General features: G+C 46.2%; 29 protein-coding genes. 16 read left to right on the top strand and 13 right to left on the bottom strand.

Going from position 1 to position 26,105, the window contains the following annotated elements:
* Positions 1-31 precede the first annotated feature (31 nt).
* Genes THERU_RS05995 through rnc form a run of 3 tightly spaced genes read left to right on the top strand, consistent with a single transcriptional unit; the run spans position 32 to position 2,164 of the window.
* Positions 32-268: an acyl carrier protein gene (locus THERU_RS05995; protein WP_025306374.1), complete on the top strand. Its 237-nt coding sequence runs from the start codon at positions 32-34 to the stop codon at positions 266-268.
* Positions 265-1,506, top strand: coding sequence for a beta-ketoacyl-ACP synthase II (gene fabF / locus THERU_RS05990; RefSeq protein ID WP_025306373.1), 1,242 nt, complete (start codon positions 265-267; stop codon positions 1,504-1,506). The genes THERU_RS05995 and fabF overlap by 4 nt, the downstream gene beginning before the upstream one ends.
* On the top strand, positions 1,478-2,164 hold the full coding sequence (gene rnc / locus THERU_RS05985) for a ribonuclease III (RefSeq protein ID WP_025306372.1): 687 nt from the start codon (positions 1,478-1,480) through the stop codon (positions 2,162-2,164). The genes fabF and rnc overlap by 29 nt, the downstream gene beginning before the upstream one ends.
* Here rnc and THERU_RS05980 read toward each other — a convergent pair.
* From THERU_RS05980 to THERU_RS05950, 7 genes are read right to left on the bottom strand one after another with little or no spacing between them, the layout of a single operon-like run.
* A complete protein-coding gene (locus THERU_RS05980) occupies positions 2,152-2,649 on the bottom strand; it encodes a hypothetical protein (RefSeq protein ID WP_025306371.1) in 498 nt (165 codons plus the stop codon). The genes rnc and THERU_RS05980 overlap by 13 nt on opposite strands.
* On the bottom strand, positions 2,597-2,968 hold the full coding sequence (locus THERU_RS05975) for a toprim domain-containing protein (RefSeq protein ID WP_025306370.1): 372 nt from the start codon (positions 2,966-2,968) through the stop codon (positions 2,597-2,599). The genes THERU_RS05980 and THERU_RS05975 overlap by 53 nt, the downstream gene beginning before the upstream one ends.
* The gene (locus THERU_RS05970) at positions 2,955-3,476 is read right to left on the bottom strand and encodes a gamma carbonic anhydrase family protein (protein WP_025306369.1); all 522 of its coding nucleotides are present in this window, start codon (positions 3,474-3,476) and stop codon (positions 2,955-2,957) included. Before THERU_RS05970 ends, THERU_RS05975 begins: the two co-directional genes overlap by 14 nt.
* Positions 3,476-5,698 (bottom strand): penicillin-binding protein 1A, encoded by a 2,223-nt coding sequence (locus tag THERU_RS05965; protein WP_025306368.1) that lies wholly within the window; start codon positions 5,696-5,698, stop codon positions 3,476-3,478. Before THERU_RS05965 ends, THERU_RS05970 begins: the two co-directional genes overlap by 1 nt.
* Positions 5,688-6,959 carry a dihydroorotase gene (locus tag THERU_RS05960; protein ID WP_025306367.1) on the bottom strand — a complete coding sequence of 424 codons (1,272 nt, stop codon included), beginning with the start codon at positions 6,957-6,959 and terminating at the stop codon, positions 5,688-5,690. Before THERU_RS05960 ends, THERU_RS05965 begins: the two co-directional genes overlap by 11 nt.
* Entirely contained in the window at positions 6,956-8,299 is a 1,344-nt protein-coding gene (gene bioA, locus THERU_RS05955; protein WP_025306366.1) for an adenosylmethionine--8-amino-7-oxononanoate transaminase, read from the bottom strand. The genes THERU_RS05960 and bioA overlap by 4 nt, the downstream gene beginning before the upstream one ends.
* 17 nt (positions 8,300-8,316) lie before the next feature.
* Positions 8,317-8,685, bottom strand: a complete 369-nt coding sequence (locus tag THERU_RS05950) for a HEAT repeat domain-containing protein (RefSeq protein WP_038532194.1) — start codon at positions 8,683-8,685, stop codon at positions 8,317-8,319.
* Positions 8,686-8,805: 120 nt separating this feature from the next.
* Between THERU_RS05950 and THERU_RS05945 the strand changes: the two genes are divergently transcribed.
* The 12 genes from THERU_RS05945 to THERU_RS05890 all read left to right on the top strand — a co-directional run bounded on the left by THERU_RS05945 (position 8,806) and on the right by THERU_RS05890 (position 20,802).
* Positions 8,806-11,025 (top strand): TonB-dependent receptor, encoded by a 2,220-nt coding sequence (locus THERU_RS05945; protein ID WP_025306365.1) that lies wholly within the window; start codon positions 8,806-8,808, stop codon positions 11,023-11,025.
* Between the two features lie 2 nt (positions 11,026-11,027).
* On the top strand, positions 11,028-11,477 hold the full coding sequence (locus THERU_RS08360; RefSeq protein WP_025306364.1) for a MotA/TolQ/ExbB proton channel family protein: 450 nt from the start codon (positions 11,028-11,030) through the stop codon (positions 11,475-11,477).
* Positions 11,446-11,868 carry an ExbD/TolR family protein gene (locus THERU_RS05935; RefSeq protein ID WP_038532191.1) on the top strand — a complete coding sequence of 141 codons (423 nt, stop codon included), beginning with the start codon at positions 11,446-11,448 and terminating at the stop codon, positions 11,866-11,868. Before THERU_RS08360 ends, THERU_RS05935 begins: the two co-directional genes overlap by 32 nt.
* Positions 11,869-11,936: 68 nt before the next feature.
* Positions 11,937-12,701 carry an energy transducer TonB gene (locus THERU_RS08355; RefSeq protein ID WP_245565805.1) on the top strand — a complete coding sequence of 255 codons (765 nt, stop codon included), beginning with the start codon at positions 11,937-11,939 and terminating at the stop codon, positions 12,699-12,701.
* Between the two features lie 4 nt (positions 12,702-12,705).
* On the top strand, positions 12,706-14,277 hold the full coding sequence (locus THERU_RS05925) for an alkaline phosphatase D family protein (protein WP_025306361.1): 1,572 nt from the start codon (positions 12,706-12,708) through the stop codon (positions 14,275-14,277).
* Positions 14,278-14,295: 18 nt separating this feature from the next.
* Positions 14,296-15,132 carry a menaquinone biosynthesis family protein gene (locus tag THERU_RS05920; RefSeq protein ID WP_025306360.1) on the top strand — a complete coding sequence of 279 codons (837 nt, stop codon included), beginning with the start codon at positions 14,296-14,298 and terminating at the stop codon, positions 15,130-15,132.
* Between the two features lie 10 nt (positions 15,133-15,142).
* Positions 15,143-16,135, top strand: a complete 993-nt coding sequence (gene moaA, locus THERU_RS05915; protein ID WP_025306359.1) for a GTP 3',8-cyclase MoaA — start codon at positions 15,143-15,145, stop codon at positions 16,133-16,135.
* Complete coding sequence (radA, locus tag THERU_RS05910) at positions 16,132-17,463, top strand: DNA repair protein RadA (protein WP_025306358.1); 1,332 nt, start codon at positions 16,132-16,134, stop codon at positions 17,461-17,463. Before moaA ends, radA begins: the two co-directional genes overlap by 4 nt.
* Entirely contained in the window at positions 17,460-18,104 is a 645-nt protein-coding gene (locus THERU_RS05905; RefSeq protein WP_025306357.1) for a response regulator transcription factor, read from the top strand. Before radA ends, THERU_RS05905 begins: the two co-directional genes overlap by 4 nt.
* A gap of 13 nt (positions 18,105-18,117) precedes the next feature.
* Positions 18,118-19,080 (top strand): sensor histidine kinase, encoded by a 963-nt coding sequence (locus THERU_RS05900; protein ID WP_169727097.1) that lies wholly within the window; start codon positions 18,118-18,120, stop codon positions 19,078-19,080.
* Between the two features lie 46 nt (positions 19,081-19,126).
* A complete protein-coding gene (gene aroA / locus THERU_RS05895) occupies positions 19,127-20,419 on the top strand; it encodes a 3-phosphoshikimate 1-carboxyvinyltransferase (protein ID WP_025306355.1) in 1,293 nt (430 codons plus the stop codon).
* Positions 20,413-20,802, top strand: a complete 390-nt coding sequence (locus THERU_RS05890) for a YbbR-like domain-containing protein (protein ID WP_025306354.1) — start codon at positions 20,413-20,415, stop codon at positions 20,800-20,802. The genes aroA and THERU_RS05890 overlap by 7 nt, the downstream gene beginning before the upstream one ends.
* Positions 20,803-20,804: 2 nt before the next feature.
* Here THERU_RS05890 and THERU_RS05885 read toward each other — a convergent pair whose 3' ends face one another.
* Both THERU_RS05885 and THERU_RS05880 read right to left on the bottom strand, forming a co-directional pair.
* Entirely contained in the window at positions 20,805-21,149 is a 345-nt protein-coding gene (locus THERU_RS05885) for a HesB/IscA family protein (RefSeq protein ID WP_025306353.1), read from the bottom strand.
* Between the two features lie 72 nt (positions 21,150-21,221).
* Complete coding sequence (locus THERU_RS05880; protein WP_025306352.1) at positions 21,222-21,803, bottom strand: RNA ligase partner protein; 582 nt, start codon at positions 21,801-21,803, stop codon at positions 21,222-21,224.
* A gap of 64 nt (positions 21,804-21,867) precedes the next feature.
* On the opposite strand from THERU_RS05880, the gene THERU_RS05875 reads away from it, so the two are divergent.
* Positions 21,868-22,188, top strand: a complete 321-nt coding sequence (locus THERU_RS05875) for a hypothetical protein (protein WP_025306351.1) — start codon at positions 21,868-21,870, stop codon at positions 22,186-22,188.
* Here THERU_RS05875 and THERU_RS05870 read toward each other — a convergent pair.
* The 4 genes from THERU_RS05870 to gnd form a co-directional block, all read right to left on the bottom strand.
* Positions 22,167-23,120, bottom strand: a complete 954-nt coding sequence (locus THERU_RS05870; protein WP_342666000.1) for an MFS transporter — start codon at positions 23,118-23,120, stop codon at positions 22,167-22,169. The two genes, THERU_RS05875 and THERU_RS05870, sit on opposite strands and share 22 nt — an antisense overlap.
* 152 nt (positions 23,121-23,272) lie before the next feature.
* Positions 23,273-23,872 carry a 6-phosphogluconolactonase gene (pgl, locus tag THERU_RS05865; RefSeq protein ID WP_025306349.1) on the bottom strand — a complete coding sequence of 200 codons (600 nt, stop codon included), beginning with the start codon at positions 23,870-23,872 and terminating at the stop codon, positions 23,273-23,275.
* Positions 23,872-25,197: a glucose-6-phosphate dehydrogenase gene (locus tag THERU_RS05860; protein WP_025306348.1), complete on the bottom strand. Its 1,326-nt coding sequence runs from the start codon at positions 25,195-25,197 to the stop codon at positions 23,872-23,874. The genes pgl and THERU_RS05860 overlap by 1 nt, the downstream gene beginning before the upstream one ends.
* The gene (gnd, locus tag THERU_RS05855) at positions 25,190-26,089 is read right to left on the bottom strand and encodes a phosphogluconate dehydrogenase (NAD(+)-dependent, decarboxylating) (protein ID WP_025306347.1); all 900 of its coding nucleotides are present in this window, start codon (positions 26,087-26,089) and stop codon (positions 25,190-25,192) included. Before gnd ends, THERU_RS05860 begins: the two co-directional genes overlap by 8 nt.
* Between the last annotated feature and the right edge of the window lie 16 nt (positions 26,090-26,105).

Here is a 26,105-nt window from a genome sequence, read left to right as displayed (position 1 = left end):
ATACAAACACCATAAGTAAGGAGGTTTGATTATGGACCTGGAAACTAGAGTTAAGGAAATAATCGCAGACCAGCTTGGTGTGGAGATTGAAAAGCTTAGAGATGATGCGAACTTTGTGCAGGACCTTGGAGCAGACTCTCTGGATGTGGTGGAGCTTGTAATGGCGTTTGAGGAGGAGTTCGGTATAGAAATACCCGACGAGGACGCAGAAAAGATAAGAACGGTGGGGGATGTTATTAACTATCTGAAAGAGAGAGTGCAGACTTGAAAAGGAGAGTTGTTGTTACGGGCCTTGGGGTAGTAAGCCCCATAGGCACCGGGGTTGAAAAATTCTGGAAGAATTTAGTAGCTGGCGTAAGCGGAGTAGATATAATAAAAAGGTTTGATCCAGTAGAAATAGGTCTAAGCGTTCATATAGCGGCAGAGGTAAAAGACTTTAACCCAGAACTATACTTTGACAAAAAGGAAGCCCAAAAGGTCTCCGACTTTATAAAGTTTGCGGTGGCATCGGCGGAGGAAGCTATAAAGGACAGTGGGCTTTTGGAGGACAAGTTTGACCCTTACAGAGTAGGTGTGATAATTGGCACAGGCATAGGTGGGCTCAGGGACATTGAAGAACAGCATAAGATCCTTATGGAAAAGGGTCCTAGAAGGGTGTCTCCTTTCTTTATTCCCTATGGCATATCCAACATGGCAAGTGGGCTCATAGCCATTCGCTTTGGGTTTAAGGGTCCCAACTACTGCGTAGTTTCTGCCTGTGCTACGGGCAACCACTCCATAGGAGATGCCTTTAGGCTTATTCAAAAGGGAGATATAGATGTAGCCATAGCGGGCGGGTGCGAAAGCGCCATCACACCCCTGGGAGTGGCGGGTTTTGCATCCATGAGGGCACTATCCACCAGGAATCATGAGCCCCAGAAGGCCTCAAGACCCTTTGACTTAGAAAGGGATGGCTTTGTTATGGGAGAGGGCGCGGCAGTGCTCGTCTTGGAGGAGTATGAAAGGGCAAAGGCCCGAGGGGCAAAGATATACGCAGAGCTTGTGGGCTATGGTGCCACCGACGATGCCTACCACATAACTGCACCCTGTGCGGATGGTGAGGGGGCATACATGTGCATGAAGTTGGCTTTGGAGGATGCTGGAATTCCACCCACAGAGGTAGATTACATAAACGCCCATGGAACATCTACTCCATTAAACGATAAATCTGAGACATTGGCAATAAAAAGGCTCTTTGGAGAGCATGCCTACAGGCTAAAGATCAGCTCCAACAAATCTATGGTGGGGCACCTTTTGGGTGCGGCGGGTGCTTTGGAGGCGGTGGCAACGGTCAAGACCATTCAAGAGGGAATTATTCCACCCACCATAAACTTGGAGCATCCAGACCCAGAGTGCGACCTAGATTACACTCCCAACGTGGCAGTCAAAAAAGAGGTGGTAGTGGCAATCTCTAACTCCTTTGGCTTTGGAGGCACCAATGCATGCCTTGTCTTCAGAAAACTATAAGGAACTTGAAGATAAAATAGGTTATAACTTTAAAAACCCACATTATCTGCAAACAGCCCTCACCCATAGGTCTTACCAAAACAGCAGGGAAAACTACGAGCTTTTGGAATTTTTAGGAGACTCCATAGTAAATTTTTTGGTGGTTAGCTTTTTGGTGGAAAACTACCCTCATTACAAAGAGGGAGTTTTGGCAAGCATTAAGGCTTATCTGGTTAGCGAAGAATTTTTGGCTTCTATGGCAGAAGAGCTTGAACTGGATAAGTACGTTAGAATATCGGGCAAGAGAAGAACTGTTAGCAGTTCGGTGCTGTCGGACCTCTTTGAAGCCCTCTTGGGTGCCATATACATGGATTCGGGCGGAGATATGAATAGCTTAAAAAAGCTATTCCTTGAAAGGTATGGAGAAAAAATAAAGGAAGTCGTAGAAAAGGAGGCGTACAAAAAGGATTACAAAACATTACTACAGGAACTAACTCAAGGCAGATGGAAAGACAGACCCATCTATAGGTTGGTAAGTGTGAGCGGTAAAGAGCATGAGAAAATCTTTGAGGTGGAGTGCCAGATAAGGGAATACAGAGCAATAGGAAGGGGAAGGAACAAAAAAGAAGCCCAACAAGAGGCTGCTAAAAAGGTCTATGAAATGCTTCAGAATACGTAAGCTCCCCCTGCCAACTTTTGATTAAAGGCCATACCATGTTCCAAAACCTCTCTGTAAACCAGAAGGGGTGTGAGTATAACTTTTATTTTCTCATCCCGGTCTGCCAGGCTTACTATATCTTCTAATGCTTTGGCAAGGGTCTCTAAGTTTTTGTTTATACTGTTTACTGCGTCCAATCTCTCTATTTCTCTGCCCAGCTCTTCGGGTATGTTTGAAAGAAAGGTGATGTCAAAGTTGAAAATCTCGTAAAGGTCGTATATGTAGTCCAAAGCTTGGACTATCAGACTTTTAAAGTTAGCCTCAAAGTCTGCCAAAGTTCTTAATAGGCTTTCCTTTTCTTCTCCCTCAAGGCAGGATTCCACAAGGATCTTTATCTCCTCTATGTCTGCCCTTATTTCTCTGAGAAGCCCCTCCAAAAGGTCCAAGTTAAACTTAATCAGCCTGTCCTGAACCAGCAGGTTTTTTAGCACCTCTAACTTTCTCATACAAATCCTCCACGTACACTACTCCGTACTCTTTGAGCTTTTCCCTAAACTCATCTATCAAAATATAACCCTGAGAGGACAAAATTGCCACTACCTTTTTATGGATTCTCTCTCCGTGCTCATCCAGGTCAAAAAGGGGGATGACCTGCGGAGTACCTTCAAGTATATCCGCCAGGTCTGTTAGCCTTTTGCCCGCAATGGTGATCACGTTTTCTATTCCAAGCTTTTTTAGGGCTTCCTTGTCCCTTTTACCCTCCACCACTACCACCGCTGTCTTTGAAAGCTCTCTGAGCCTGTCTAAAAGCTCACTCAGACTCATTTAGGTAGCTATTTTTGTATGCTATGTAGTTTTGGGCAGACTGTTTTATGTATTCTATCTCTTCGGGTTTTAGGTCTCTTACCACCTTAGCAGGAAAGCCGGCCACCAAAACACCGGAGGGAAATTTTTTGTTAGGGGTCAACAAGGCACCAGCACCCACCAGGACGTAGTCCTCTATTTCCACGCCGTCCATAACCACCGCCCCCATACCTATCAACACATAGTTTCCCACTTTGCATCCGTGCAATATAACCCTGTGTCCCACCGTTGTGTAGTCTCCTATAATGGTGGGATGGGTATCGTGAGTAACATGGATCACCGAGTTGTCTTGGATGTTTGTCCCCTTTCCTATACGAATGTAATTTACATCTCCCCTAACTACAGTGCCAAACCACAGGCTTGAGTCTTCACCTATTTCCACATCTCCCACTACCACCACATTCTCGGACATATAAACGGATGGATGAATTTTGGGAAATATGCCCTTGTAAGGTTTTATAATAGCCATTAGGGTACCTCCTTTATCTTTGGTTGTTCTTGTTGTTCTGGTAAAAACTTGGGTTCCACTATGCCTTCAAGCTCGTCCTTGGGTTTTTCCTGTTCTTGTTGTTCCTGCTTTTGAGAACATATTCCCTCTGTGCCAGCTATGAAAGCCATTGGAGTGGGACAATTTACAAAGACAACACCCTCTGGCACTGGGAAGTCCTCCTTTGGAAACATGTATGCGGCCACAGACATAAAATCAATCCAAATGGGCAGGGCTACCCGGGCACCAGCCATACCTTTGCCCATGCTTCTTTTTAAATCAAAGCCCACCCAAACACCAGCGACTATCTCAGGAGTAAATCCTACAAACCACGCATCCATGTAATCGTTGGTTGTGCCCGTTTTTCCCGCCACAAACCTGTCTATGGAGGAGGCGGACACTGCGGTTCCCTCCAAAACTACAGCCCTAAGCATATCAACAAGCACTCTTGTTTCTTGTGTTGGCAAAACTTGTTCGCATTGGGGGCTATTCTCCTCCAAAACCCGCCCGTCCGAAGAGACTATCTTGACTATAAAGTAAGGCTTACACCATACACCGAGGTTTGCAAAGGCTTGGTAGGCGGAGGTTAGCTGTAGAGGTGTTGTTTCTATGCTACCAAGAGCCATAGAGTAGTAAGGTTTTAGCTCCAATCCCAAACTTTTTCCCACCTGTATTGGCAAATCAAAGCCTATGTCTGCTAACAGATTTACAGTGGCGGTGTTTATACTTTTAGCTAAAGCAGTTCTCAAGGACACGTATCCATACTCAGCTCCCTCGTAGTTCCTTGGCGTCCATTCTTTGCCTGTGGATGGGTCGTAGAAACTTCTGGGTGTAGCGTCTATTAAACTGGCCTGTGTGTAGCCCTTCATGAGGGCGGAGAGATATATAATCGGTTTTATGGCAGAGCCCGGTTGCCTTTTGGCATACACCGTCCTATTGTAAGGGCTCCTCATGTAAGAATATCCCCCAACCATTGCCCTTATGGCACCCGTCTTTGCATCCAAAGCTACCAAGGCACCTTGAAGGTCCGGCAGAACTTCCCACCTTAGCTCTTTTTTTACCTGATAAAACCTAACAAAAACATAGTCTCCCTTTTCAAAGGGAAGCTCACCCTTTTCTGCTTTAAACTCTTTGTCCCCTATTTCCACCACATACTCATTACCCTGCACGTCCTTTATCTTTCCTATGAGCACCTTGCCCGGTTTTATATCCACCTTCTGCTCTCTGTAGAGTTTTTCCGCAGTGGAGTAATCTGCAGGGAGGGCTGGTATGCCGTTTGCCTTTGCCACCCGGTATATACCCTTTTCTAACACCTGTCTTGCATGCTCCTGAAGGTCCTTATCTATGGTGGTGTATATAGCATAGCCCCCTGCCAGAATGGTCTCGCCGTATTTTTCCACTACGTAATCCTTTACATAATCCAAGAAGTAATCCATGCCGTAATATCTATTCTCAAGCCTTAGCTTTAGTGGTTTCTTTGAGTAGATTTCGTACTCCTCTTGGCTTATGTAGCCGTCCTCCAACATTCTCAAGAGCACATAGTTGCGCCTTTCTAAGATCCTCTCTGGGTTTCTAAAGGGGTTATACTTTGTGGGTGCCTTTGGCAGGCTCGCCAATACCGCGGACTCATCCACCGTTAAATCCTTTACCGATTTGCCAAAGTATATGCGGGATGCTGCTTCTACCCCGTAGGCTCCATGTCCAAGGTATATGTAATTAAGGTAAAGTTCCAAAATTTTGTCCTTTGAAAACTCCCTCTCTATTTTTATCGCCAAGAGGGCTTCCTTTATCTTCCTTGTTAGACTTCTTTCTGGCGTTAAAAAGAGGTTTCTTGCCAACTGTTGGGTAATGGTGGAAGCGCCCTGTTTTATGTCTTTGCTGTGAATGTTTATAATGAGTGCCCTGATGATGGCAATGGGGTCTACGCCAAAGTGTTTGTAAAAGTTTTTGTCTTCTGCGGCTATAAAGGCGTACCTTGTGTGGGCAGGTATTTTATCAAGAGTAACATAGTACCTCCTCTGGAGGGCTATGTCTCCAAAGGGTCTTCCTTTGTAGTCGTATATGACCGTTGCCTCTGGGGGTTTCCAGTCTTTTAATGCCTTAGGTGAAGGTAAGCCGTTGTATAAGGCTAACAGGATGACGAAAAGCACAAGAAAGGGAACACCAAAAAAGATAGCCAGAATTAATCCAATTTTACGCACCACTTTTATAGACTATTTTACCATCCTTAATGGTCATAACTACCCGCCCTTTGAGGGTTTTTCCCCAGAGGGGTGTGTTCTGGGATTTGGAGAGGTTCGTTTCCTCGTTGAGGACCCATTCTTGGTCCGGATTAAAAAGCACCAGGTTAGCAAGGGCACCTACCTTTATGCCTCTTTCCACTCCCAACAGCTTAGCAGGGTTTATGGAAAGCAGTTCCACCATTCTTTTTAGGTCTATGATCCCCCTTCTTACCAACTCTAAAGCCATAGGTAATGCAGTCTGCAAACCAATCATACCAGGCATAGCGCTTTCCAACAGACCCTTTTCCTTTTTGGCGTGTGGTGCGTGGTCTGTGGCTATGCAATCTATAGTGCGGTCCTTTATGCCCTCCAAAAGGGCCTGTATATCTTCCTCCCTTCTCAAAGGTGGATTAACCTTGGCGTTGGCACCGCTTTTTAAAAGCTCATCCTCCTCAAAGAACAGATGGTAGGGGTTGACTTCGCAGGATATGGGTGCGGATTTTTCCTTAAAGAACCTTATTATCTCTACAGAAAGCTTGGAAGAGAGGTGTTGGATGTGTATTCTTCCTTTGGTATGATAGGAAAGGATACAGTCCCTTGCTACCAAAACATCCTCAGCGCTTGGACTTCTGTGGGCAATGCCGAGCAAAGAGCTAACATACCCTTCATTTATGTGCCCTCTTGCCAAGCCATCGTCCTCGCAGTGGTTCATCACAAAAAGCCCAAGCTGTCTTGCCAACCTCAGGGCTTTTTCCATGAGCCTTGAGTCCATCAGGGGAGAGCCGTCATCGGTCAGTGCCACACAGCCTGCGTTCTTTAGGGCAAAAAAGTCCGTCAGTTCTTTTCCCTGCCTTCCCTTGGTTAAGGCGCCGGCGGGCAGGACTTCGCATAACCCCACCTCCCTTGCCCTTTGTATTACATACTGGGCAACCTCCGGGCTATCTATGGCTGGCTGTGTGTTGGGCATACACACCACCGTAGTAAATCCCCCCGCTACCGCACACTTACTACCGCTTTCTATGTCCTCCTTGTAAGTTTGTCCTGGGTCCCTAAGATGCACATGCACATCCACGAAGGATGGACAGAGGATCAGACCCCTCCCGTCTATTATTTCCGCATAAGGAAAGTTTAAGTTGTTGCCCACCGCCTTTATCTTTCCATCCTCTATTAATAGATCTCCCACTGTGTCCAGATCTTGGCTTGGGTCTATTAGCCGGCTTCCTTTTATAAGGAGTGGTTTCATGTTTTCAAGCTTTCAATTGCCCATTTTAAGGCATCCACCACTTGGTCTATATGTTCCCTTTCCACCACCAAAGGCATCATCAAAACCATCACATCCCCTAATGGTCTGAGGAACACGCCTTTTTCTCTGCATTTGTAAGCTACCTTAAAGCCCGTCCTTTCTCCATAGGGAAAGGGTATTCCCTTTTCCTTGTCCTTTACCAGTTCTATGCCTGCCATAAAGCCTAGCTGTCGGACATCCCCTACGAAGTCCAACTCCCAAAACTCCTTTAGTCTTTGGCTCAGGTATTCAATCTTTGGCTGGAGCTTTTCTAAGGTTTTCTCCTCCTCAAAGACCTCAAGGTTTGCCAAGGCTACCGCACATGCCAAGTTGTTGCCCGTGTAGGTATGCCCATGGTAAAAGTGTTTCATCTCTCCAAACTCACCAAGGAATGCATTGAAGACCTCCTCGGTGGTCAAGGTTGCCGCCAAAGGAAGATAGCCACCCGTTAAGCCCTTCCCCAAGCACATAAAGTCTGGGCATACATCCTCCTGCTCGCAGTAAAACATAGTTCCCGTCCTTCCAAAGCCTGTGGCAACCTCATCCACGATCATTAAAACCCCATACTTTTTAGTCAGTTCCCTAACGCCTCTAAGGAAGCCCTTCGGAAAGGGCAACATACCCGCTGCACCCTGGATGCCAGCCTCCAAGCTAACCGCCACTATATCGTCCCTGCTTTTTAGGATTTCCTCCAAGATTTCCAAAAGGGCATTCTTGCACTCTTCAGATAGCCCTCCGTAGTTCTTTTTGCAGAAGATGTAAGGAGAGGGCAGTTTTATGGTTTCAAAGAGTATGTCTTTGTAGGTGCCATGGAAGAGGTCAATCCCACCCAAGCTGACCGCACCGAGGGTGTCTCCGTGATAAGCCTCAGAGAGGGTGATAAAGATCTTTCTCTTTTCTCCCTTGTTTCTCCAATACTGGTAGGCAATCTTTATGGCAATTTCCACCGCCTCTGCACCGTCTTCGGAGTAAAAAACCTTGGTTAGGCATTTAGGAGATATCTCCACCAACCTTTTGGCTAACAGAATAGCGGGCACGTTGGAACTGCCCAGTGTGGTGGTGTGGGCAACCTTTTTAAGCTGGTCTATTAGGGCTTGGTTTAGCTTTGGATGATTGTGTCCATGCACGTTGCACCAAAGGGAAGAGATGGCATCTATAAACTTTCTGCCCTTTACATCGTAAAGATAAACACCCTCTCCCCTCTCAAAGATCAGGTTTTCTTCCTCCCTGTAGACCTTCATTTGGGTGAAGGGATGCCAGAAGTATTCCTTATCCCACTGTTCCAAAATGCGCCAATTCATAAGAAAAGAATTTTACATTAAAGGAGCACTTCTAAGAACCTTTTAAGTATCAAGTTGTCCTCGGTTTTCATTCTCCTCTGCAGACACTCAAGGGCGTCTGCGGTTCCTATGTTCAAAAGGGCTTTTGCAATTTCAATAAGCTCAAAGGTGTCCCTGTCTTCAAAGAGCATTCTGCAGAGCTTAGGCACCGCCCCTTGCGTTTTTCTCCTGCCGAGCACCTCAATAACGAACATTCTGCTCTGCGTTATAGGACAATCAAGGGCAAGAATTAGTTTTTGGTCGTAATCTAAGGAACTAAAGCCCTTGAGGTCCGCACCGCAATGAGGACAAACTTCGTCCCTCTCATCTACCTCATTCCAACAGTAAGGACAAAACCAACGAACCATAGGGTATCATGGAATATATTTAAGCCCTTCCCAGAGAAGTTTTTGAGGATGCTAGCGGACAGTCAGCTTAACAGAAACTTAACAATTCCCTGCTAAACTGCATTCCCAAGGAGGTTCAGCATGAAAAGGACTGCTATTCTACTTTCTGCACTGTTTGGTAGTTTGGCTTTTTCTCAAGAGACACTAATAAAAGTTAGAGTAGAAGAAGAGGGTGGAAAGGAAGCCATCCTGCCGGTGGAAGTTAAAAGAAGAACTCCAAAGACGGAGACCACTGTAAAGGAGGAAGAGCTAAAAGTCAGATCTGGTGCGGGAAGTGTAAATATCTTCAAAGCCATAGAGCTCACGCCCTCCTTGAACATCCAGACGGATGATGCCTACGGTCTTGGCGGTGGAACCATAAGACTGAGAGGCTTTGACGATACTCAAATCGGAGTAACCATTGACGACATGCCCCTAAACGACTCTGGAAACTTCAGGCTTTATCCTCATGAGTACGCAGACGTGGAAAATTTAGAGAGCATCACCGTAGAAAGAGGTGTGGTGAGCAAGAGAAACCCCTTCTACGTAGAGATAGGAGGTGCCATAAGGGTCAGAACAAGACCTCCCGCCAACAAGTTTGGGATCACTCTCAGCGAAAAGTACGGTTCCTTTAACTTTAAGAGGCACTTTATAAGACTTGATACGGGATACCTTTTAGGAAACAGAAACCTTCCCAAGCTGTTTGTATCTTACTCTCACACGGAGGCGGACAAATGGAAGGGTCCAGGCAAACACCCCGAATACAGAGACCACTACACAGTGGGCATATCCCACAAAGTTGGCAGGCTCTTTTGGGAGTTTTACTACGACAAGAACGTCCAGCTGAACTACTTTTACAGAGGGTTTACCTATAGTGAACTTAGCACAATGTTCAGAAGGGGAGACTATAATGATAGACTGCTCTATCCAAATACAGGAGCAACTAACCAAAATCATAACAGATTATACTACGAATTCCACAAAAACCCCTACACCAACCAACAGCTTAGGGCTAACATAGAGCTGGACATAACAAGCAGTGTAAAGCTAAGCTTAAAGCCCTACATGTGGATAGGTAGGGGTTCGGGAACGAGTGCCATAAGAAGAACCACTCCACCACCAGCAAGAGTATACTTTAGAGAATCCTTCAACTACACGGACAGACCTGGTGTTATAGCAGAATTGAAGTTTGAACTGCCAAAGGACTCAAGACTATTTTTGGGATACTGGTATGAGTATGCGGACCTAAAGCAGTGGCAACCACACCGCAGAGTCGACGTCTATCCGGACGGCACCTTCACCTTGAATGATAATGACTCTTATTATGGATACATCCAACGCACAAAGACCATAACAAATACACCTTATTTATTCCTTGAGTCCAAGGGACTTTTGGATAAAATGGACATCAACCTCGGAGTGAGATTTGCAAGCGTAAAGAGAGACTTTAAAAGCTACCAAACTCCAACTACACTCCCTTATTACCCAGAAGACGGCATTTATAAGCATCCGGGGCTAACTCTGGATCCAGATAGAACCTACGAAAAGACCTACAGAAAAACACTTCCCAGCTTTGGAGTTGGCTACCAATTTACAAACTTTGCCTACGGTTATTTTGCCTATGCAAAGAACTTTAGGGTGCCCCAAAACTTTTTAGGCACGATACCCTCAGGCGTCTCTGCACAGTTTGTGGCGGACCAGCTAAAGCCAGAAGAGGCGGACAACTATGACTTGGGCTTAAGGTTTGACTTTGATAAGTTCTACATAGCACCTTCTGTTTACTATGTGAAATACAAAAACAGGCTTATACGCATTGCGGACCCCAATGACCCAACCCTCATATACCTTAGGAACGCAGGAAAGGTGGATGCTTATGGGGCGGAGTTGGAACTGGGTATTGTGCCCGTAAGGAAAGTAAGCATTTATACATCCTTCTCCTACAACGAAGCCAAGTTTAAGGATGAGAGTTTTTACGATGGGAATACAAGGTATAACATAAAGGATAAAACAGTGCCCGACACTCCCGAGCGCATGATAAAGCTTGGTGGTAGGTTTGAACTATTGGGATTTAGAATAAGTCCAAGCGTTCAGTATGTTGGTTCAAGGTACGGAAACTTTATCAACACGGAAAGGGTATCTCCGTATACTCTGGTAAATCTCAACGTGCAGAGGAGGATATACAAGGGCATAGACTTACTCGTGGATGTGGTGAATTTAACGGATAAGAAGTACGTGGGAAGGATATCTCCCGGAACCGAGAGGGGAACCTACTATGCAGGAGCACCCTTTACAATCTCCGTAGGACTCAGGGGGAGGTTCTAACCATGCAGACGGTAAAGATAGCGGTCTTTATACTGATGTTCCTTGTCTTTTTCTACGGAAACTACATAGTGTTTTTGAAGCTGTTGAGCCTAAGAAGAAAGCCAAACACAGAACCTATGGATTTAGTGCGTTGGCTCTTAGACTTTAAAAAGGGTCTTTGGTTTTTGGACTTTTCTGCCACCACCTCCCCCCTCCTGGGGCTTTTGGGGACGGTAATAGGCTTAATAATTGCTTTTGTGGAATTGGGAAGGAAGGGAGTGGCGGGTGCTGGTGAGATAAGCAGTGCCATAGGCTTGGCGTTGGTGGCTACCGCGGTGGGTATAGCCATGTCCCTTTGGTTTTATCTGTGGTATAAGTTCTTCATCTCAAAGCATCACCAGATAAAAGAAGAGCTAAAGATCAAACTTTTGGAGGAAGAGTATGAAGAGACAAAGACTTTTGTCAATGCTTGAGGAACCAGAGCAAGAAAAGGAAGAGATACAAATAATCCCAATGATAGACATAATGCTCTTTTTGCTAACCTTCTTTATTCTTTACACTTTGAACGTCTTTCCCATGCTCTTTCAAAACCTAAAGCTTCCTACCTCCTCCACCCTTGAGACTATCCAAGTGAAAGAGCCCCTTAAGGTTTACATAGGCAAAGACGGAGACATAGAAACCGAGAATGTAGGAAGGGGCATTCAAGCCCTAAGGTCCTACCTAAAGGGTATAACCCAAAAGGATCAACTGATGGTGGTTATAGTGGCAGACAGAGATTCAAAGGCTCAGCACCTTATGAATGTAATAGATGTATTAAAGGAGGAGGGAATCTCCAGAATCGCCATAGCGGGTGAGAAAAAATGAACGCAGGGCTGAAAAGGGAGAGGTTATATACTATTATCAGTTCATTTGTTTTCTCTTCCTTTTCAGCTGTGGCGGTAGCACTTCTTTTCTCAAGGCTCACCCTCTACTCTTTGCCAGAAACTCCCCAGCAGGTGGTGGAGGTGATAAGCCTTCCCATTTTGGAGCAAAAGCCTCAAAGCCCACCTGAGCAACGAAAGGTTGAAAGACAAGCCCAGCGGGAACAAAAAAGGGAAAGGATAGAAAGAAAAACTCAAGAAAAACTCCCACAACAGCCACCGAAAGCGCAGGAAGAAAAATTAAAAGAAGAGACAACGAGACAGACTCCAGTTCAAGAGAGCCCAGTGGCGCAGGAAGTTAAACCTCTTGCCACTCAGGAGGCAGGCACAAGAGAAACTCCTAGGGAGGAGAAGAGAATAATCGGTGGAGAGGCTCGCGCGCAACAGGAAGCTCCTCGCAGTGGAGAGGTTCAAAGACAGGAGGTAGCTACTCGCGAAAGGGTGGAAAACCCACCGCAGGTTCAAGAAAAAAAGCCCACCTTGTCCCCTCCTGCAGACCAACTGAGTAGATACTTTGCCCTGGTGAAGGGTATAATAGAGTCCAAAAAACGCTATCCAGAGGAGGCAAAGAGAAGGGGAGAGGAGGGAACAGTGGTGGTTAGCTTTACCATAGATGAATCTGGAAACCCCGTCAATGTGAGGCTTGCAAGCTCCAGCGGAAGCTCCTCCATAGACAACGAAACCCTCAGGCTCATAAGGAGTCTAAAGTTTCCCCCTCCCCCAGATGGAAAGCCTGTCAACCTGAGGGTGGAGGTGGAGTACCAACTGAGGAGGTAAAGGCATGCTTACAAGAAGAGAGTTCATAAGCGTGCCTCTGCTGTGCTTACTTACCAGAAACTTGGAAGCCTTTGCCAGTGACACACCCGAAGTCTTTCCTCAGGGCGTCGCAAGCGGAGACCCTACCCAGGACAGCGTAGTGTTATGGACAAGAATTGAGCCAAAGGTGCACGAAAGTATGAAAAGGGACCTGGTGCTTGAGATATCCACAAAGCCTGACTTTTCGGAGGTGGTCCAAGTTCGCATACCTGCAGACAGAATAAACCCCTCAAGGGACTACACAGTAAAGCTTACCATAGATGGATTAAAGCCAGGTGGCACCTACTACTACCGCTTTGTGTATGCAGATGTTCCATCTCTAACGGGAAGGTTCAAAACACTGCCTGCAGGAAGCCCGGAGGAGTTTAGGTTTGCTTTTATCACCTGCCAAAACTATGCGGATGGCTACTACTCCGCCTTTAGGCACATTTCCCAAGAGGACGTAGGTTTTGTGGTGCATTTGGGAGACCAAATTTACGAGAAGATCTACGGACCGCCTAGGGTGCCCGGAAGGGATCTGAACCTTCCCTCCGGTGGAAGAATAGCCCTCACCTTGGAAGACTACCTGTACCTATACAGAACCTATCTTTCTGACAAGGACTATCAGCTTGCCCGTGCCATGCATCCTTTCATATACATCTGGGATGACCACGAGTACGCCAACGATTACTCCTATGACTACGAGGGAGGCTACTACCTATTGCCCAGACATCCCTTTTACAGGAAAAAAGCCCAGAGCTTGGCACTAAGGAGGATAGCCATACAGGCATGGCTTGCCTACACACCCGCCAAGGTAAAGGTAGACCTAGATTCAAGGGATCCATTAAAGTGGATAACCATATACAGGGACTTTAAGGTGGGAGACCTTCTTCACTTGATATGCACCGACGAGAGGTCCTACAGGACGCCTCAACCTTGTGAAAAGAGATTTGCACACCCAGGCTGTCCCGAACAGAGAAAAACCTCTATGCTGGGAAAGGAACAAAAAACTTGGTTGTTCAGAAAGCTGGAGGAAAAAGGCTACAACTGGAAAGTTTGGGCAAACGAGGTTCAGTTTGTTCAGGGTAGGGTCAACGGACTCTTTGGTTCCTTGGATGCTTGGGATGGCTACGCAGGAGAGAGGGAGGAGATCCTCAGGTTTTTAGGGTCAAAGGCTATAAACAATCTGGTTATCATAACGGGAGACAGGCATGCGGGGCTAGTGGCAGAGGTTCCAGACAAGTTTGAAGGAGACTATCAAAAGGTTCTTGGGATGGAGTTTATGACGCCAGCCCTTTCCTCCATAAGTGCCGCAGAGACCACCTGGTGGAGAGATTACGGCGTGTCAAACCACGTGGAGTTTGCCCAGGCGGAAAAGAACCAAAACCCTTGGACTAAATATATAGAACATAAAATCTGGGGCTACTCGGTCCTTACGCTTACAAGGGATAGGGCTGTAGGAGAGATGTTCTTCGTGGATAAGTACAGGAAGGATGCGGAAAAAGTAAGGGCAGTTAGGGCAGTTTATGAAAGAGGAAAGCCGATAACTTTGCTGTAAGGGATTATAATTTTTCCTGTGCGTATTAGAATTGCCCACAGCCCAGATTCAGACGATGCCTTTATGTTTTATCCTCTCACTGCAGGGGTCATAGACACGGAAGGTTTAGAGATAGAGCACGTTTTGGCGGATATTGAAACCCTCAATCAACGTGCCCTGGAGGGAACCTACGAAGTTTCTGCGGTGTCTTTTCATGCGTACCCATACATAGCGGACAAATACTTGGTGCTTCCAAGCGGTGGCAGTGTAGGAGATGGCTACGGTCCCTTGGTTGTGGCAAGGGAAGAGTTAAAGAGCTTGAAGGGAGAAAAGGTCGCGGTGCCGGGGAAGTTGACCACCGCCTACTTGGTTTTAAAGCTTTACGAGCCGGACTTTGAGCCGGTGGTTATGCCCTTTGACAAAGTGCTTGATGCGGTGCTTTCGGGGGAGGTAAAGGCAGGCTTGGTAATCCACGAAGGACAACTGAGCTACAAAGATAAGGGACTAAATAAGGTGGTTGATTTGGGTGAGTGGTGGAAGGAAAGCTTTGGTTTGCCTTTGCCCTTGGGTGGAAATGTGGTTAGGAAGGACTTGGGAAAGGAAATCATCCAAAAGATAGAAAGGCTTATGAGAAAGAGCGTAGAGTACGCCTTGTCCCACCCGGAGGAAGCCCTAAAATACGCAAGGGAGTATGCAAGGGACATAAAAGAAGACACAGAAAAAACAAAAAAATTTGTGAGCATGTATGTGAATGAAAGGACAATAGATTACGGAGAGGATGGCAGAAGGGCGGTGAGGCTACTTTTGAGCCTTGGCTACCAAAGGGGGATTATAAAGGTCCCTCCACCAGAGGTGATATTTTCCGATGAGGTTTAAATTTTAAACTATGCCCATAGACCAACTTGGAAGAGAGCTAAAGGACCTGCGAGTATCGGTAACAGACCGGTGCAACTTCAGATGTCAGTTTTGTATGCCGGAGGGGGAAAACTATGAGTTTTTCAAAAGGGAAGAGATTCTGAGCTTTGAAGAGATCGCAAGGGTGGTGCGTATAGTCAAAGGGCTTGGAGTTAAAAAGGTAAGGCTTACAGGCGGAGAGCCACTTCTCAGAAGGCACTTGGAAAACTTAGTAGCCCTCATAAGCCAAGAGGTAGAGGACATAGCCCTTACCACCAACGGCTTTTTGCTAAAGGACAAGGTCCAAGATTTAGCTTCGGCAGGATTAAAGAGAGTAACTGTGAGCCTTCCTTCTTTGAGGGACCAGACCCTTTCTAAGCTTGTGGGAAGGGATGTTAAAGTGGGTCAGATTTTGGAGGGCATACACAGGAGCTTGGAGCTTGGGCTTTCGGTCAAGGTTAATGTATGCGTGGTGAGGGATATAAACGACGATGAAATTTTAGACTTTATAGAGTTTTTCAGACCCTTGGGGGTGGAGGTTAGGTTTATAGAGTTTATGGATGTGGGAACTTTAAACGGATGGTCCCTTGAACGGGTCTTTTCTGCTAAAGAGATTATCAACGCCATCTCCCAAAGGTACAGAGTAAAACCCATCGGAAGGCAAAGGAGGGGAGAAACTGCGGAGAGGTTTATGCTGGAGGATGGCTACAAGTTTGGGATAATAGCGTCTGTAACACAGCCCTTCTGTGGGGAGTGCAACCGTTTAAGGCTAACCGCAGATGGCAAGCTTTTCACGTGCCTTTTTGCAAGCGACGGCTATGACCTGAAAAGCCTTCTAAGGGGCGGTGCAAAGGACGAGGAAATAAGGGATTTTATAGTGGCCCTTTGGGAAAAAAGAAAGGACAGGTATTCAGAGGAAAGGCTTGAGCTTTTGAAAAAGGGCATAAAGCCCAAAAAAGTGGAGATGTTTAAGCTGGGGGGATGAAAAAAGAAAAAACATTCTTTGTCTGTCAGGAGTGCGGATACTCTTCCACCAAGTGGTTTGGAAGGTGTCCTTCTTGCGGTGCTTGGAACAGTATGGTGGAAGAGAGGGAAAGGGTTGCCACCAAGACCCTTGGTCCTGCCATGGTCTACAAGCCCTTACCCATGTGGGTGGAGGAGGACTTAAAAAGGCTATCTACTGGCTTTGAACAGATGGACTTAGCCTTGGGCGGAGGGCTTGTAAAGGGACAGGTTTTACTGATCGCAGGGGAGCCGGGCATAGGAAAATCTACCCTGCTTTTGCAGTTGGCGGAAAAGTACTCAAAGGCTTACGGAAAGGTTCTGTATGTATCAGGGGAAGAGTCAGGCAGTCAGATAGGAACGAGGGCAAAAAGGCTAAAAGTGGAAGGGGAAAACCTCTACCTTTTGCCCGAGACTGAGCTTGAGTATATTTTGGAAACCATCCAAGAACTAAAGCCAAGCCTTTTGGTAGTGGATTCCATACAGACCATCCATTCTTCCCAGTTGGAATCTGCACCCGGTTCAGTGGCACAGGTTAGGGAGTGTGCGTACAAGCTGGCAGAGTTCTGCAAAAGAAGGGACATCCCAGTGTTCATAGTAGGACAGATCACCAAGGAGGGAAGCATTGCAGGTCCAAAGGTTCTGGAACATCTGGTGGATACAGTCCTTTATTTTGAAGGAGAAAGGTTCAGCTTTTACCGAGTTTTAAAGGTGGTTAAGAATCGCTTTGGTGCAAGTGGGGAGGTGGTGGTTTTTAAGATGACGGAAAGGGGATTGGAGGAGGTGCCCGAGCCATCAGCCCTATTTTTGCAAGAGAGAAGGGCAAGCCCGGGCAGTGTGGTATTTCCTCACACGGAGGGCAACAAGCCAGTGCTTTTGGAGGTGCAAGCCTTAGTCATAGACGCCCTGTACACAACACCTCAGAGAAGGACCCAGGGCTATGACATAAACCGCCTTGCCCTTATCCTTGCGGTCCTTGAGAAGGAGGCTAAAATATTCACAAGGGATAAAGATGTCTTTGTGAACGTGGTGGGGGGTATGCAGATCGTGGAACCTGCGGGGGACCTGGCGGTAGCCTTAGCCATAGCATCCTCTGTGAAAGGAAAGGAGCTGGGGGATGTGGTGGTCTTTGGAGAGCTGGGCTTGGGTGGAGAGGTCAGGGCGGTGCATTTTCCAGAGATGAGACTAAAAGAGGGCAAACGCTTTGGCTTTAAAAGGGCAATGGTTCCAAAGGGCAACATCCTTGAGATGGATGATATGGAAATATACGCAGTTTCCCACATAAAAGAAGCCCTTGAGCTTTTGCTATGAAGGTGCTTTTGGTGGAGGATGACCGGCTTTTGGGGGAGAGCCTAACAGAGTACCTGCAGTCGGAGGGATTTATTACAGATTGGGTGTATGACCCAAGGGAGGTTATGGACCTCTTGGAGGTATCCCGCTACGATGTGATCGTCCTTGACCTGATGATGCCGCACATAGGGGGTGAGGAGCTTATAAAGGCTATCAGAGAAAAGGACAAAGAAACTCCCATCCTTGTTCTTACCGCCAAGCAGAGGCTTGAAGACAAACGCACCTGTTTTGAGCTTGGGGCGGATGACTATCTAACAAAGCCCTTTGAGATGGAGGAGCTAACCTTGAGGCTAAAAGCCCTATACAGAAGGAAAAACCCGCAGGATGTGGTGGTTATTGACGAAGTGGAGGTCTGCTTTAGCAAAGAGATGGTAAAGGTGAAAGGAAAGCCAATTCCTTTGAGCAAAAAGGACTGGCTTATTTTGAAGTTTTTGGTAGAAAACAGGGGGCGCTTTGTCTCCCACGAAGAAATCCTTAACTATGTGTGGGGTGACGAACCGGTGGGGGAAGATGTAGTGAGGGCACACATAAAGAACCTTAGAAAGTTGCTACCAGAAGGATTTATAAAGACCATGAAGGGAAGGGGATACCGGGTTGGGTGAAAGGCTAAAGCTTATGCTGATTTTTCTTTCCCTGATTACAGTCGGATTTATAACCTTGAACATTCTCATGTTCTTTGAACTAAAAAGGGTAGTAGAGGAAAGCATCTACTTTAGGGCATACTCCCACTATCTTCTTTACACCATAAGCAAAACCCACAGAGGGGATGAAAACTTCCTTGTCTCGGAGCAAATTCCAACGGGCTTTTCCTTTTCCTTTAGGGACCCTTCCGACCCTTCTAAAAATGTCTATGTGGCTGTAAGGGAAGAGTATTTAACGGAGAGCATAAAGCCGAGCCTAAAGAGATTATTCTTTTTTCAGTTTTTGCTGATCCTTTCCTTGATTTTGGTCTATCAGTTGGCTTTGGACAGACTTTGGAAAAATGTAGAAGAAGGCAGGGAGTTTGGCATGTATTTAATAAAGTCCGTAAGCCACAAGCTTGGGAACTTTCTGGCAGTTCAAAAGACAAACCTTAGCCTTTTGCAAAAAAACAACTCTCCTCAAGCCTTGGGTAGGATGCAAAGAAGTATAAAGAGGCTTGAGAAGGACGTTAGCTTAATCCTCAGACTATCGGAGGAGGAGCTAAAGCCTGTTAAGGTTTGGGTGGATTTTTGGAATGTTCTGGAGAATGTGCTCAGCCTCTTTGAGGAGGAGATAAAGGAAAAAAAGCTTATCTTCATAAAAAGGAAAGATCTTTACCTGCATACGGACGAACGAATTCTGGAGGATGTGCTTTATAACCTCCTCAGCAACGCCATAAAGTATTCAAAGAACTTTATACATCTGAGGGTCTCTGTGGGCAAGGACTGGGTGCTCTTCAGCGTGAGAAATGACTTTGTGGAAAATGCTAAAGGAGGCATGGGCTTGGGGCTAAAACTTTTACAAAGGCATGCCCAAAGGATGGACAGTGAGTTATTTATCCGCATAAAAAAGCACTACACCGCCCACCTTTGCTTTAGGGAGTTTAGAGTGATTTAAGACTTTCCTCTTGACCTATAACAAAGGATGTAAGATAATCTTTTAAGTGAAAAGCGTAAGGAAAGTTCGGTGCCTAAAGGGTGAGCTAAGGGTTCCCTCCGACAAATCCATCTCCCACAGGGCGGTTATATTGCCAGCTTTGGCAGAGGGAGAAAGCTACGTTCAGGAGTGGCTGTGGTCCAAAGACACCTTAGCAACCCTTAACATAATAAGGGCTTTGGGTGTTAAAGTCCGGTACAAAAATGGCACCTTGAGAATAAAGGGTTCAAACTTTGAGCTTTCGGAACCTCAAAGGGTCCTTGATGCAAAAAACTCGGGCACTACAGCCCGGCTCATGCTCGGCGTCCTGGCTACTCAGAGGTTTTTTGCGGTCCTCACGGGAGACCAAAGCCTGAGAAGAAGACCTATGCTCAGGGTGGTGGAACCTCTAAGAAGGATGCGTGCCCACTTGGATGGCAGAGAAGGGGGAGACAAGCTACCCATTGCCATAAGGGGCGGAGCACTAAAAGGCATATCCCTCTTTAACAAAAAGGCATCTGCCCAGGTAAAATCCTGCGTACTTTTGGCTGGGCTAAGGGCAGAGGGTATTACAGAGGTGTATGAACCCTACCTCTCTCGGGACCACACTGAAAGGCTACTTTCTGCAATGGGTGTAAAGCTCATCTCTTACGATGGAAAGGATGGCAGGGTTGTAAAGCTGGAGGGAGGGCAGACCTTGAAGGCTACGGAGATCCTTTGCCCTGCAGACCCATCTTCCGCTGCCTTTTTCACTGCGGGTGCAGTCCTCTTGGAAGGTAGCGAGATTCTCCTTAAAGATGTCCTTGTAAATCCTACAAGAGATGGCTTTTTTAGAAAGCTAAGAGAGATGGGTGCCCATGTGCAATACGAAAACCTGAGGGAAATATCCGGCGAGCCCGTTGCAGATGTGTATGTCAAGTACTCGGGAGGACTAAAGGCAGTGGATGTTCATCCTGAGGAAGTGCCGAGCCTTATTGACGAAATCCCAATACTTGCGATAGTTATGGCCCATGCACAGGGTGTTTCTACCGTCAGGGGAGCGGGAGAGCTTAGGGTAAAAGAGAGCGACCGTATAAAGGCAATCGTGGAGAACTTAAGAAGGATGGGTGCTAAGGTAGAGGAGTACGAAGACGGCTTTTCTATTGAGGGAGGAACTCCCTTACGAGGTGCCCTCATAAAAACCTACGGAGACCACAGAATAGCCATGAGCTTCACCATCGCTGGGCTTACCGCGGAGGGAGAAACCCAAATAGACGAGCCAGAGTGCGTGGCGGTTTCATACCCTAACTTCTTCCAAGACTTAGAAAGGCTAACATGCTGAGGAAACTACTCTTTGAAGATATTCAATACAAGGTAGTATCCCTTATTGTGGGCTTTTTACTGTGGTCTGCGGTAAATTTTGGAACGAGGGCAAGCCTATCTGTGGAAAGAGAAATAGAGCTTAAAAACGTCCAAGACAACTATGTCTACAAGCTATCAAGAAAAAAGGTCAGGATGAAAGTTAGCTTTGTGGAAAGGCTTGTTTCAGAGAGTGCCTTGGAAAACCTACAGCCCTTTGTGGATGTTAGAGGTTTAAAAACCGGAAGGTACTTGTTAAAGGTGGATGTGAGGAACCCTTATAAATTCTTGGTATTGGTGGATAAGGTGGAACCGGAAAAGATTGAAGTTATAATTCAGGAAGCCCCCCAAAGGGGGGAGAGATAGTTTTATCCGCAGGAGAAGCTATTTCCGCAACCGCAGGAGCCGGTCACGTTGGGGTTCCTGATGGTGAATCCACCACCCATAAAGTCCATAACATAGTCCAGCTCTGCGTTATTTACATAGGGCATGGAGAATTGGTCTATGGCTATTTTAAGCCCGGGGTATTCAAAGACGAAGTCTGTTTCTTCTATGGTGTCGTCAAAGCCCATGGCATACTGAAAGCCAGAGCATCCGCCGGGAACAACCCTTATCCTGAGGATGGGCTCCTCTATGTTGTTTTCCTTTGCTATGCGTGTTACTTCCTGAACAGCCCTTTCGGTGGCAAAAAAGTTGTAAGTTACGTTTTGCATGACTTACCTCCTTAAAGGTTTTAGTTAAAAGTAAAAATAATAACCCTTTCATAGGATGCAATATGATGGTTATCACCTAATGCCCGCCAAGCTTTCCAATATGTATCTAAAACTCTTTGGATCTATAAGCTTTATGCCCACCCGGTCTGCCCACCGATGCAGTCCCTCATCTCCCGTTATCAGGATGGCATCCAGCTCGTAAGCAAGCAGTAAAACATCCGCATCCTCCTTGCTGTCTATTATGCCAACCCTTAGGGCTTCTCTGTATTTTTCCCTGAGTTTGGTTATTACTCTACCCGTTTCGGTTTCTGTTAGCCTTCCCGCCTCCCTTGTGTGCTCTTCTGCCACCCTCAAGCCCTTGTTTATTCTGTATCTGACTTCTTCTATGAATTCATACAAAAACTCCGCTGGGATCATAAGGTTATATCTCCTTGGGGAACGTATTCGCACCACCAACTCAAACTTGGGCTTTAGCTCTCCAAGGGAGACCATATTGTTGAATTCTTCATAAACCGAAAGGGGCATATAAAACTGAGCCTTTGAGTGATAAGCCAAAGAGAGAAAGTTCTCTATGGCACCCAGCTGATCCTTTTCAAACTGGGAATACACATCCGGGTTTGTAAATACGCTTGTATCAAGCACGAAGATTTCCATGTCTGATTAAAATTATACCTGAACCTATGGAAAAATCTATGAGGCGAGGGTTTAAAATAAAAGCATGCGTTTTTATGGTATTCCATCGGAAGACCGGGCTTTGGAGCTTTTGGCAGGAATGCCAGAGGGAAGGTGGGTGTTTGTGGAAAACTCCACACAAACGGAGTTAGATTTAGAGCAGGCAAGGGAAAAACTGAGGGAGATCTTTTTGCTAATAAAGGGCTGGAAAGAGAGCAACAAACACATTCCACAGACTACTACCTTTATTTTTGTGCATACACCCGATCAACCCAAGCACTTTAAGGTCTATGACCTCTCTTCCCTTGGCTGTAGCGTCAGTCTTAACCCGCCAAGGTGGGAATGCTATCTCCTTGAGAACAAATAAAAGAATATCCCAACCACAGGAAAGACAACCATCAAAAGGGCGGAAAACTTGTAGTCGTTGCCCGTCAGGAGCATAAAAAGGCTCCAAACCCAAAGCCCGGTGGTGGATGCTATACGCTCGCTCAAAGAAAGAAAGGACATCCGAAGGGATACAGTTTCCAAGGGAAAAAGCTCCAAAAGTAGAACCCTTGAGGTAGTCCAAAGGTGAGAGAGGGAAAGACCACCCAAAAAGCCTACAAATAGTAGCAGTTCCCTTGGTGTTAAATATAAAACAATCAAAAACAAAGACCAAAGAACAAAGCCCAGGGGAAATAAACGCCTTGCCTTTAGTTTGTCCGTCAGTTTGCCAAAGAGCAGTCCTCCAAAGACACCACCCAAGGCAGAAAGCCCAATCACTTTGTATATTTCCCGATCCTCCAAACCATAGGCATGCTTTAAGTATATGCCCATCATAGCAATCAACGTATTTGCCACTTCAGTCAGGCTAAGAATGGCAAGGACTAAAAGCAAAAACCTCCTGTCCTCTAGCTCTTTTCTTAGGCTTATGGTGGTTTTTTGGGGTGGGTTTGGCAAGGAAAAGATGGCTGGCAGTGAGAGGAAGAGAAAAATTAGGGCGGTTTGGTAAAAGACCTCCGGTACCTTGAAAAATTCTGCTAGAAGGAGAAGGCTAAGGGCAGAGCCAAGGTATCCAAAGGCAACGCCCACGCCAGAGGTAGTTCCCTTGCTTTCAAAACCACCAAGCAGTGAATTGTAAAAGACCATAGCCTGCTGGTGAAAGACCGCCATCAAAAGATAGAGAAAAAGGTTCAAAGCGGGCATGTGGAGGTTAAAGCTAAGAAGGATGCCAAGGACTGAGGTCAAAAGGGTAAATAGAACAAAAAACCGCTTGCGGTATGCTCTGCTGTCTGCGAGCTTTGCAAGGGGGACCGCCATTAGAAAGGAGAGAAAAAAGGCAAAGCCATAGAGGGTAGAGTAAAGCTTGGGGTCTATATGCTTGGTAATGTACAGTGGATAAAAGGTAGAAAAGACGATTGCACCAAGGATGGTTTCTCCTGTATCATAGAGGGCAAAGGAGAGAACTCTTCTCAGGTTGAATATATTATAAAGGTTTTCCTTTTTCCCTTTACCTTGCTTGCGGGAATGTCTTCACCCTTGAGGAGTTTTTCATAAACCTTTCTTTTTTCTTCGCCCTTTAGGGCAAAGATCACTACGCAGGAGGAGTTTAGGTATTGGTAACTCAGGGAAACTCTTTGGGTGCCATCGGGGGCAACGGAGGTACAAACCTTTGGAGTTATAGCAAAGCATGGAGAGTTGGGAAAGAGGGATGCGGTGTGTCCGTCCTCTCCCACTCCAAGCAAACACACATCCAAGCTCTGAGGAAGTTTTTGGGAGTAATCTACGCATGCGTCCTTTAAAGGTAGTTCTGTATTCACATAGATTATCTTTGCCTTAGCTCCGAGGTTTTCCCGAATGTTTTTGTAGTTGCTTTGGGGAGAATTTAGGGGGACAAACCTTTCGTCCGTTAAATAAAAGTAAAGCCTTTCCCAAGGGAGGCATTCAAGGGAAAGCATCCTGTAAAAGGGCATAGGTGTTTTTCCGCCCGCAAGGGCAATATGCACATGTTCTTTATTCTTCAAAAAGATTTTTATCAGTCTAACAAATAACCTTAAAAGCTTTTCCTCCATCAAAGGAACCAACTTCTTCCGTCCCTCTGTATAAACTCTATGGCAAAGTCTGGCAGTTTGCCGCGGGGATAAACTCGTGGGTTATCTTCGGAAGAAATTAGAGGTTCCACCTTTTCCCACATTACTTCTATCTCGTCCGCTCTTATGAAAAGGCTCTGGTCTGAGTCAAGGATGTCCTCCAGGAGGGTCTCGTAAGCCTCCGGTAGGGTCTGTCCGAGGGCTTCTTCTAGGTCATACTTCATGGTGGTTTCTATGGGGCAGGCTATAAAGCGACCGGTGGGTGGTTTTAGCTCAAAGGATATGCTGAGGAGGTTTTTGGGTGCCACCTGAAAAACTATTCTGTTCTGCTTTGGCATACAGTCCAAAAGGGAGACAAAACTCTTGGGTATCTCCCTAAAGACTATAGTTATTTGGGTTAGCTTTCTGCCAAGGGCTTTTCCAGTCATGAAGTAAAAGGGAACGCCCTGCCATCTTAGGTTTTCAATGTATCCCTTTGCTACCACTAAGGTTTCGGTCCTTGAGCCCTCCTTTGGGTATCCTTCATACTGTCCTTTCATAAAATCAAAAAAGCTTAAACTTCTCAACAGCTTGACCTTTTCGTCCCTTATGAACTGGGGAGCCATGGCACAGGGTGGTTCCATGGTGGTAAAGGCGAGCATCTGCAAAAGGTGATTCTGGAGCATGTCCCTTATGGCTCCCACCTTGTCGTAAAATTCTATGCGGTTGTCTGCATCCACATCTTCCAAAGCTACGATCTGCATATGGTCTATAAAGTTTCTGTTCCATACACCTTCAAAGATTATATTGGAAAACCTCAGGGAAAATATGTTCTGCACCGTGTCCTTTCCCAAAAAGTGGTCTATTCGGTATATTTCCTCCTCCACAAAAAACCTATAGAGAAGGCTGTTTAGCTTTCTAGCAGATTGCAAGTCAAAGCCAAAGGGCTTTTCCACCACCACCTTTCTCGCGTTTGAAAAGTTTCTGAGGAGCCTTCCAAGGTTGAGTATGGTATCCTCGTAAAGAAAGGGAGGGAGGGAAAGGTAAAAGATCAACTCATAGTCCTTTAGCTTCTGTAGTTCTTTACTGAGTTTTTTGTAATCTTCCCAATTGACCACATCAAGAGGTATAAAATGGCATAGTTTGGTAAAGCCTGCGTCCAAATTACAAGCAATGCCCTCCCAATCCTCCCTTTTGGAACGGGCTATGGAATAGACCGCCTTTAAGTCATTCCTACGCTTTATGATCCTTGCCAGGGCAGGAAATAGCTTTTTTCTTGCTAAGTCTCCCGTGCCACCAAATATAAAAAGGGCTTTGGGCTTACTCATTTTTCTTTATATCATGCCTTCCAAACTGATACCTAAGCACCGCCAAGAGCCTGTCTCTGAAGGAGTTTTCTTGCCTTGACCTAAAACGCATAAAAAGGGAAAGGGCTATAACGGGCATCGGCACTCCCAACTCAACTGCTGATAAGGTGGCCCATCTTCCTTCGCCCGTGTCCTCCACATAGGGCTTTATATCCTCCAGCGTGCCAAATTCCTCAAAGGACTTTTGGGTTAGCTCCATAAGCCAAGACCTTATCACACTGCCCGTATTGTAGATGCGTGCCACCTCCTTTAGGTCGTAGTCAAATCCACTCTCCTTCAACAGTTCAAAGCCCTCGCCTATGGCTTGCATCATAGCATACTCTATGCCGTTATGCACCATCTTGGCAAAGTGTCCCGCACCAGACCTGCCCAAATAGGCATAACCCTCTCCTTGGTAGGAAAGATCCTTCAGGATTGGATCCACAAAGTCAAAGGCTGGCTTGTCTCCTCCTACCATCAGGCAGTATCCAAGCTCCTCTCCATAAACGCCACCGCTCACTCCCACATCCAAAAAGTGTATTCCCTTAGCCTTAAGGCTATTATATCTCCTTTGGGATTCTTTGTAGTAAGAGTTCCCACCATCTATGACTATGTCTCCCTCTTCCAAAAGGTCTTCAAGCTGTCTTAAAACATCATCCACCGCAGAGTGGGGAACCATAATCCAAACTACCCTCCTGCCTTCAAAGAAGTCCTTTACCTTGAAAAGGCTGTCAAAGGTCAAAAAGTACTGGCTTGCAATCTTGCGGTTTTCTTCCTTTGGGTCGTAGCCTCCCACCTTATGCCCTCTTTGGGCTAAGCGCTTCCCTAAACCCTTTCCCATCCTCCCAAGTCCTACAAAAAATATCTCCGCCATAGGAGCCCTCCCGCCT

The organism is Thermocrinis ruber (assembly GCF_000512735.1).
In the GTDB taxonomy this organism is placed as follows: domain Bacteria; phylum Aquificota; class Aquificia; order Aquificales; family Aquificaceae; genus Thermocrinis; species Thermocrinis ruber.
The sequence above is the reverse complement of the archived record's forward strand: the minus strand, read 5'-3'. Positions and strand labels throughout refer to the sequence as shown.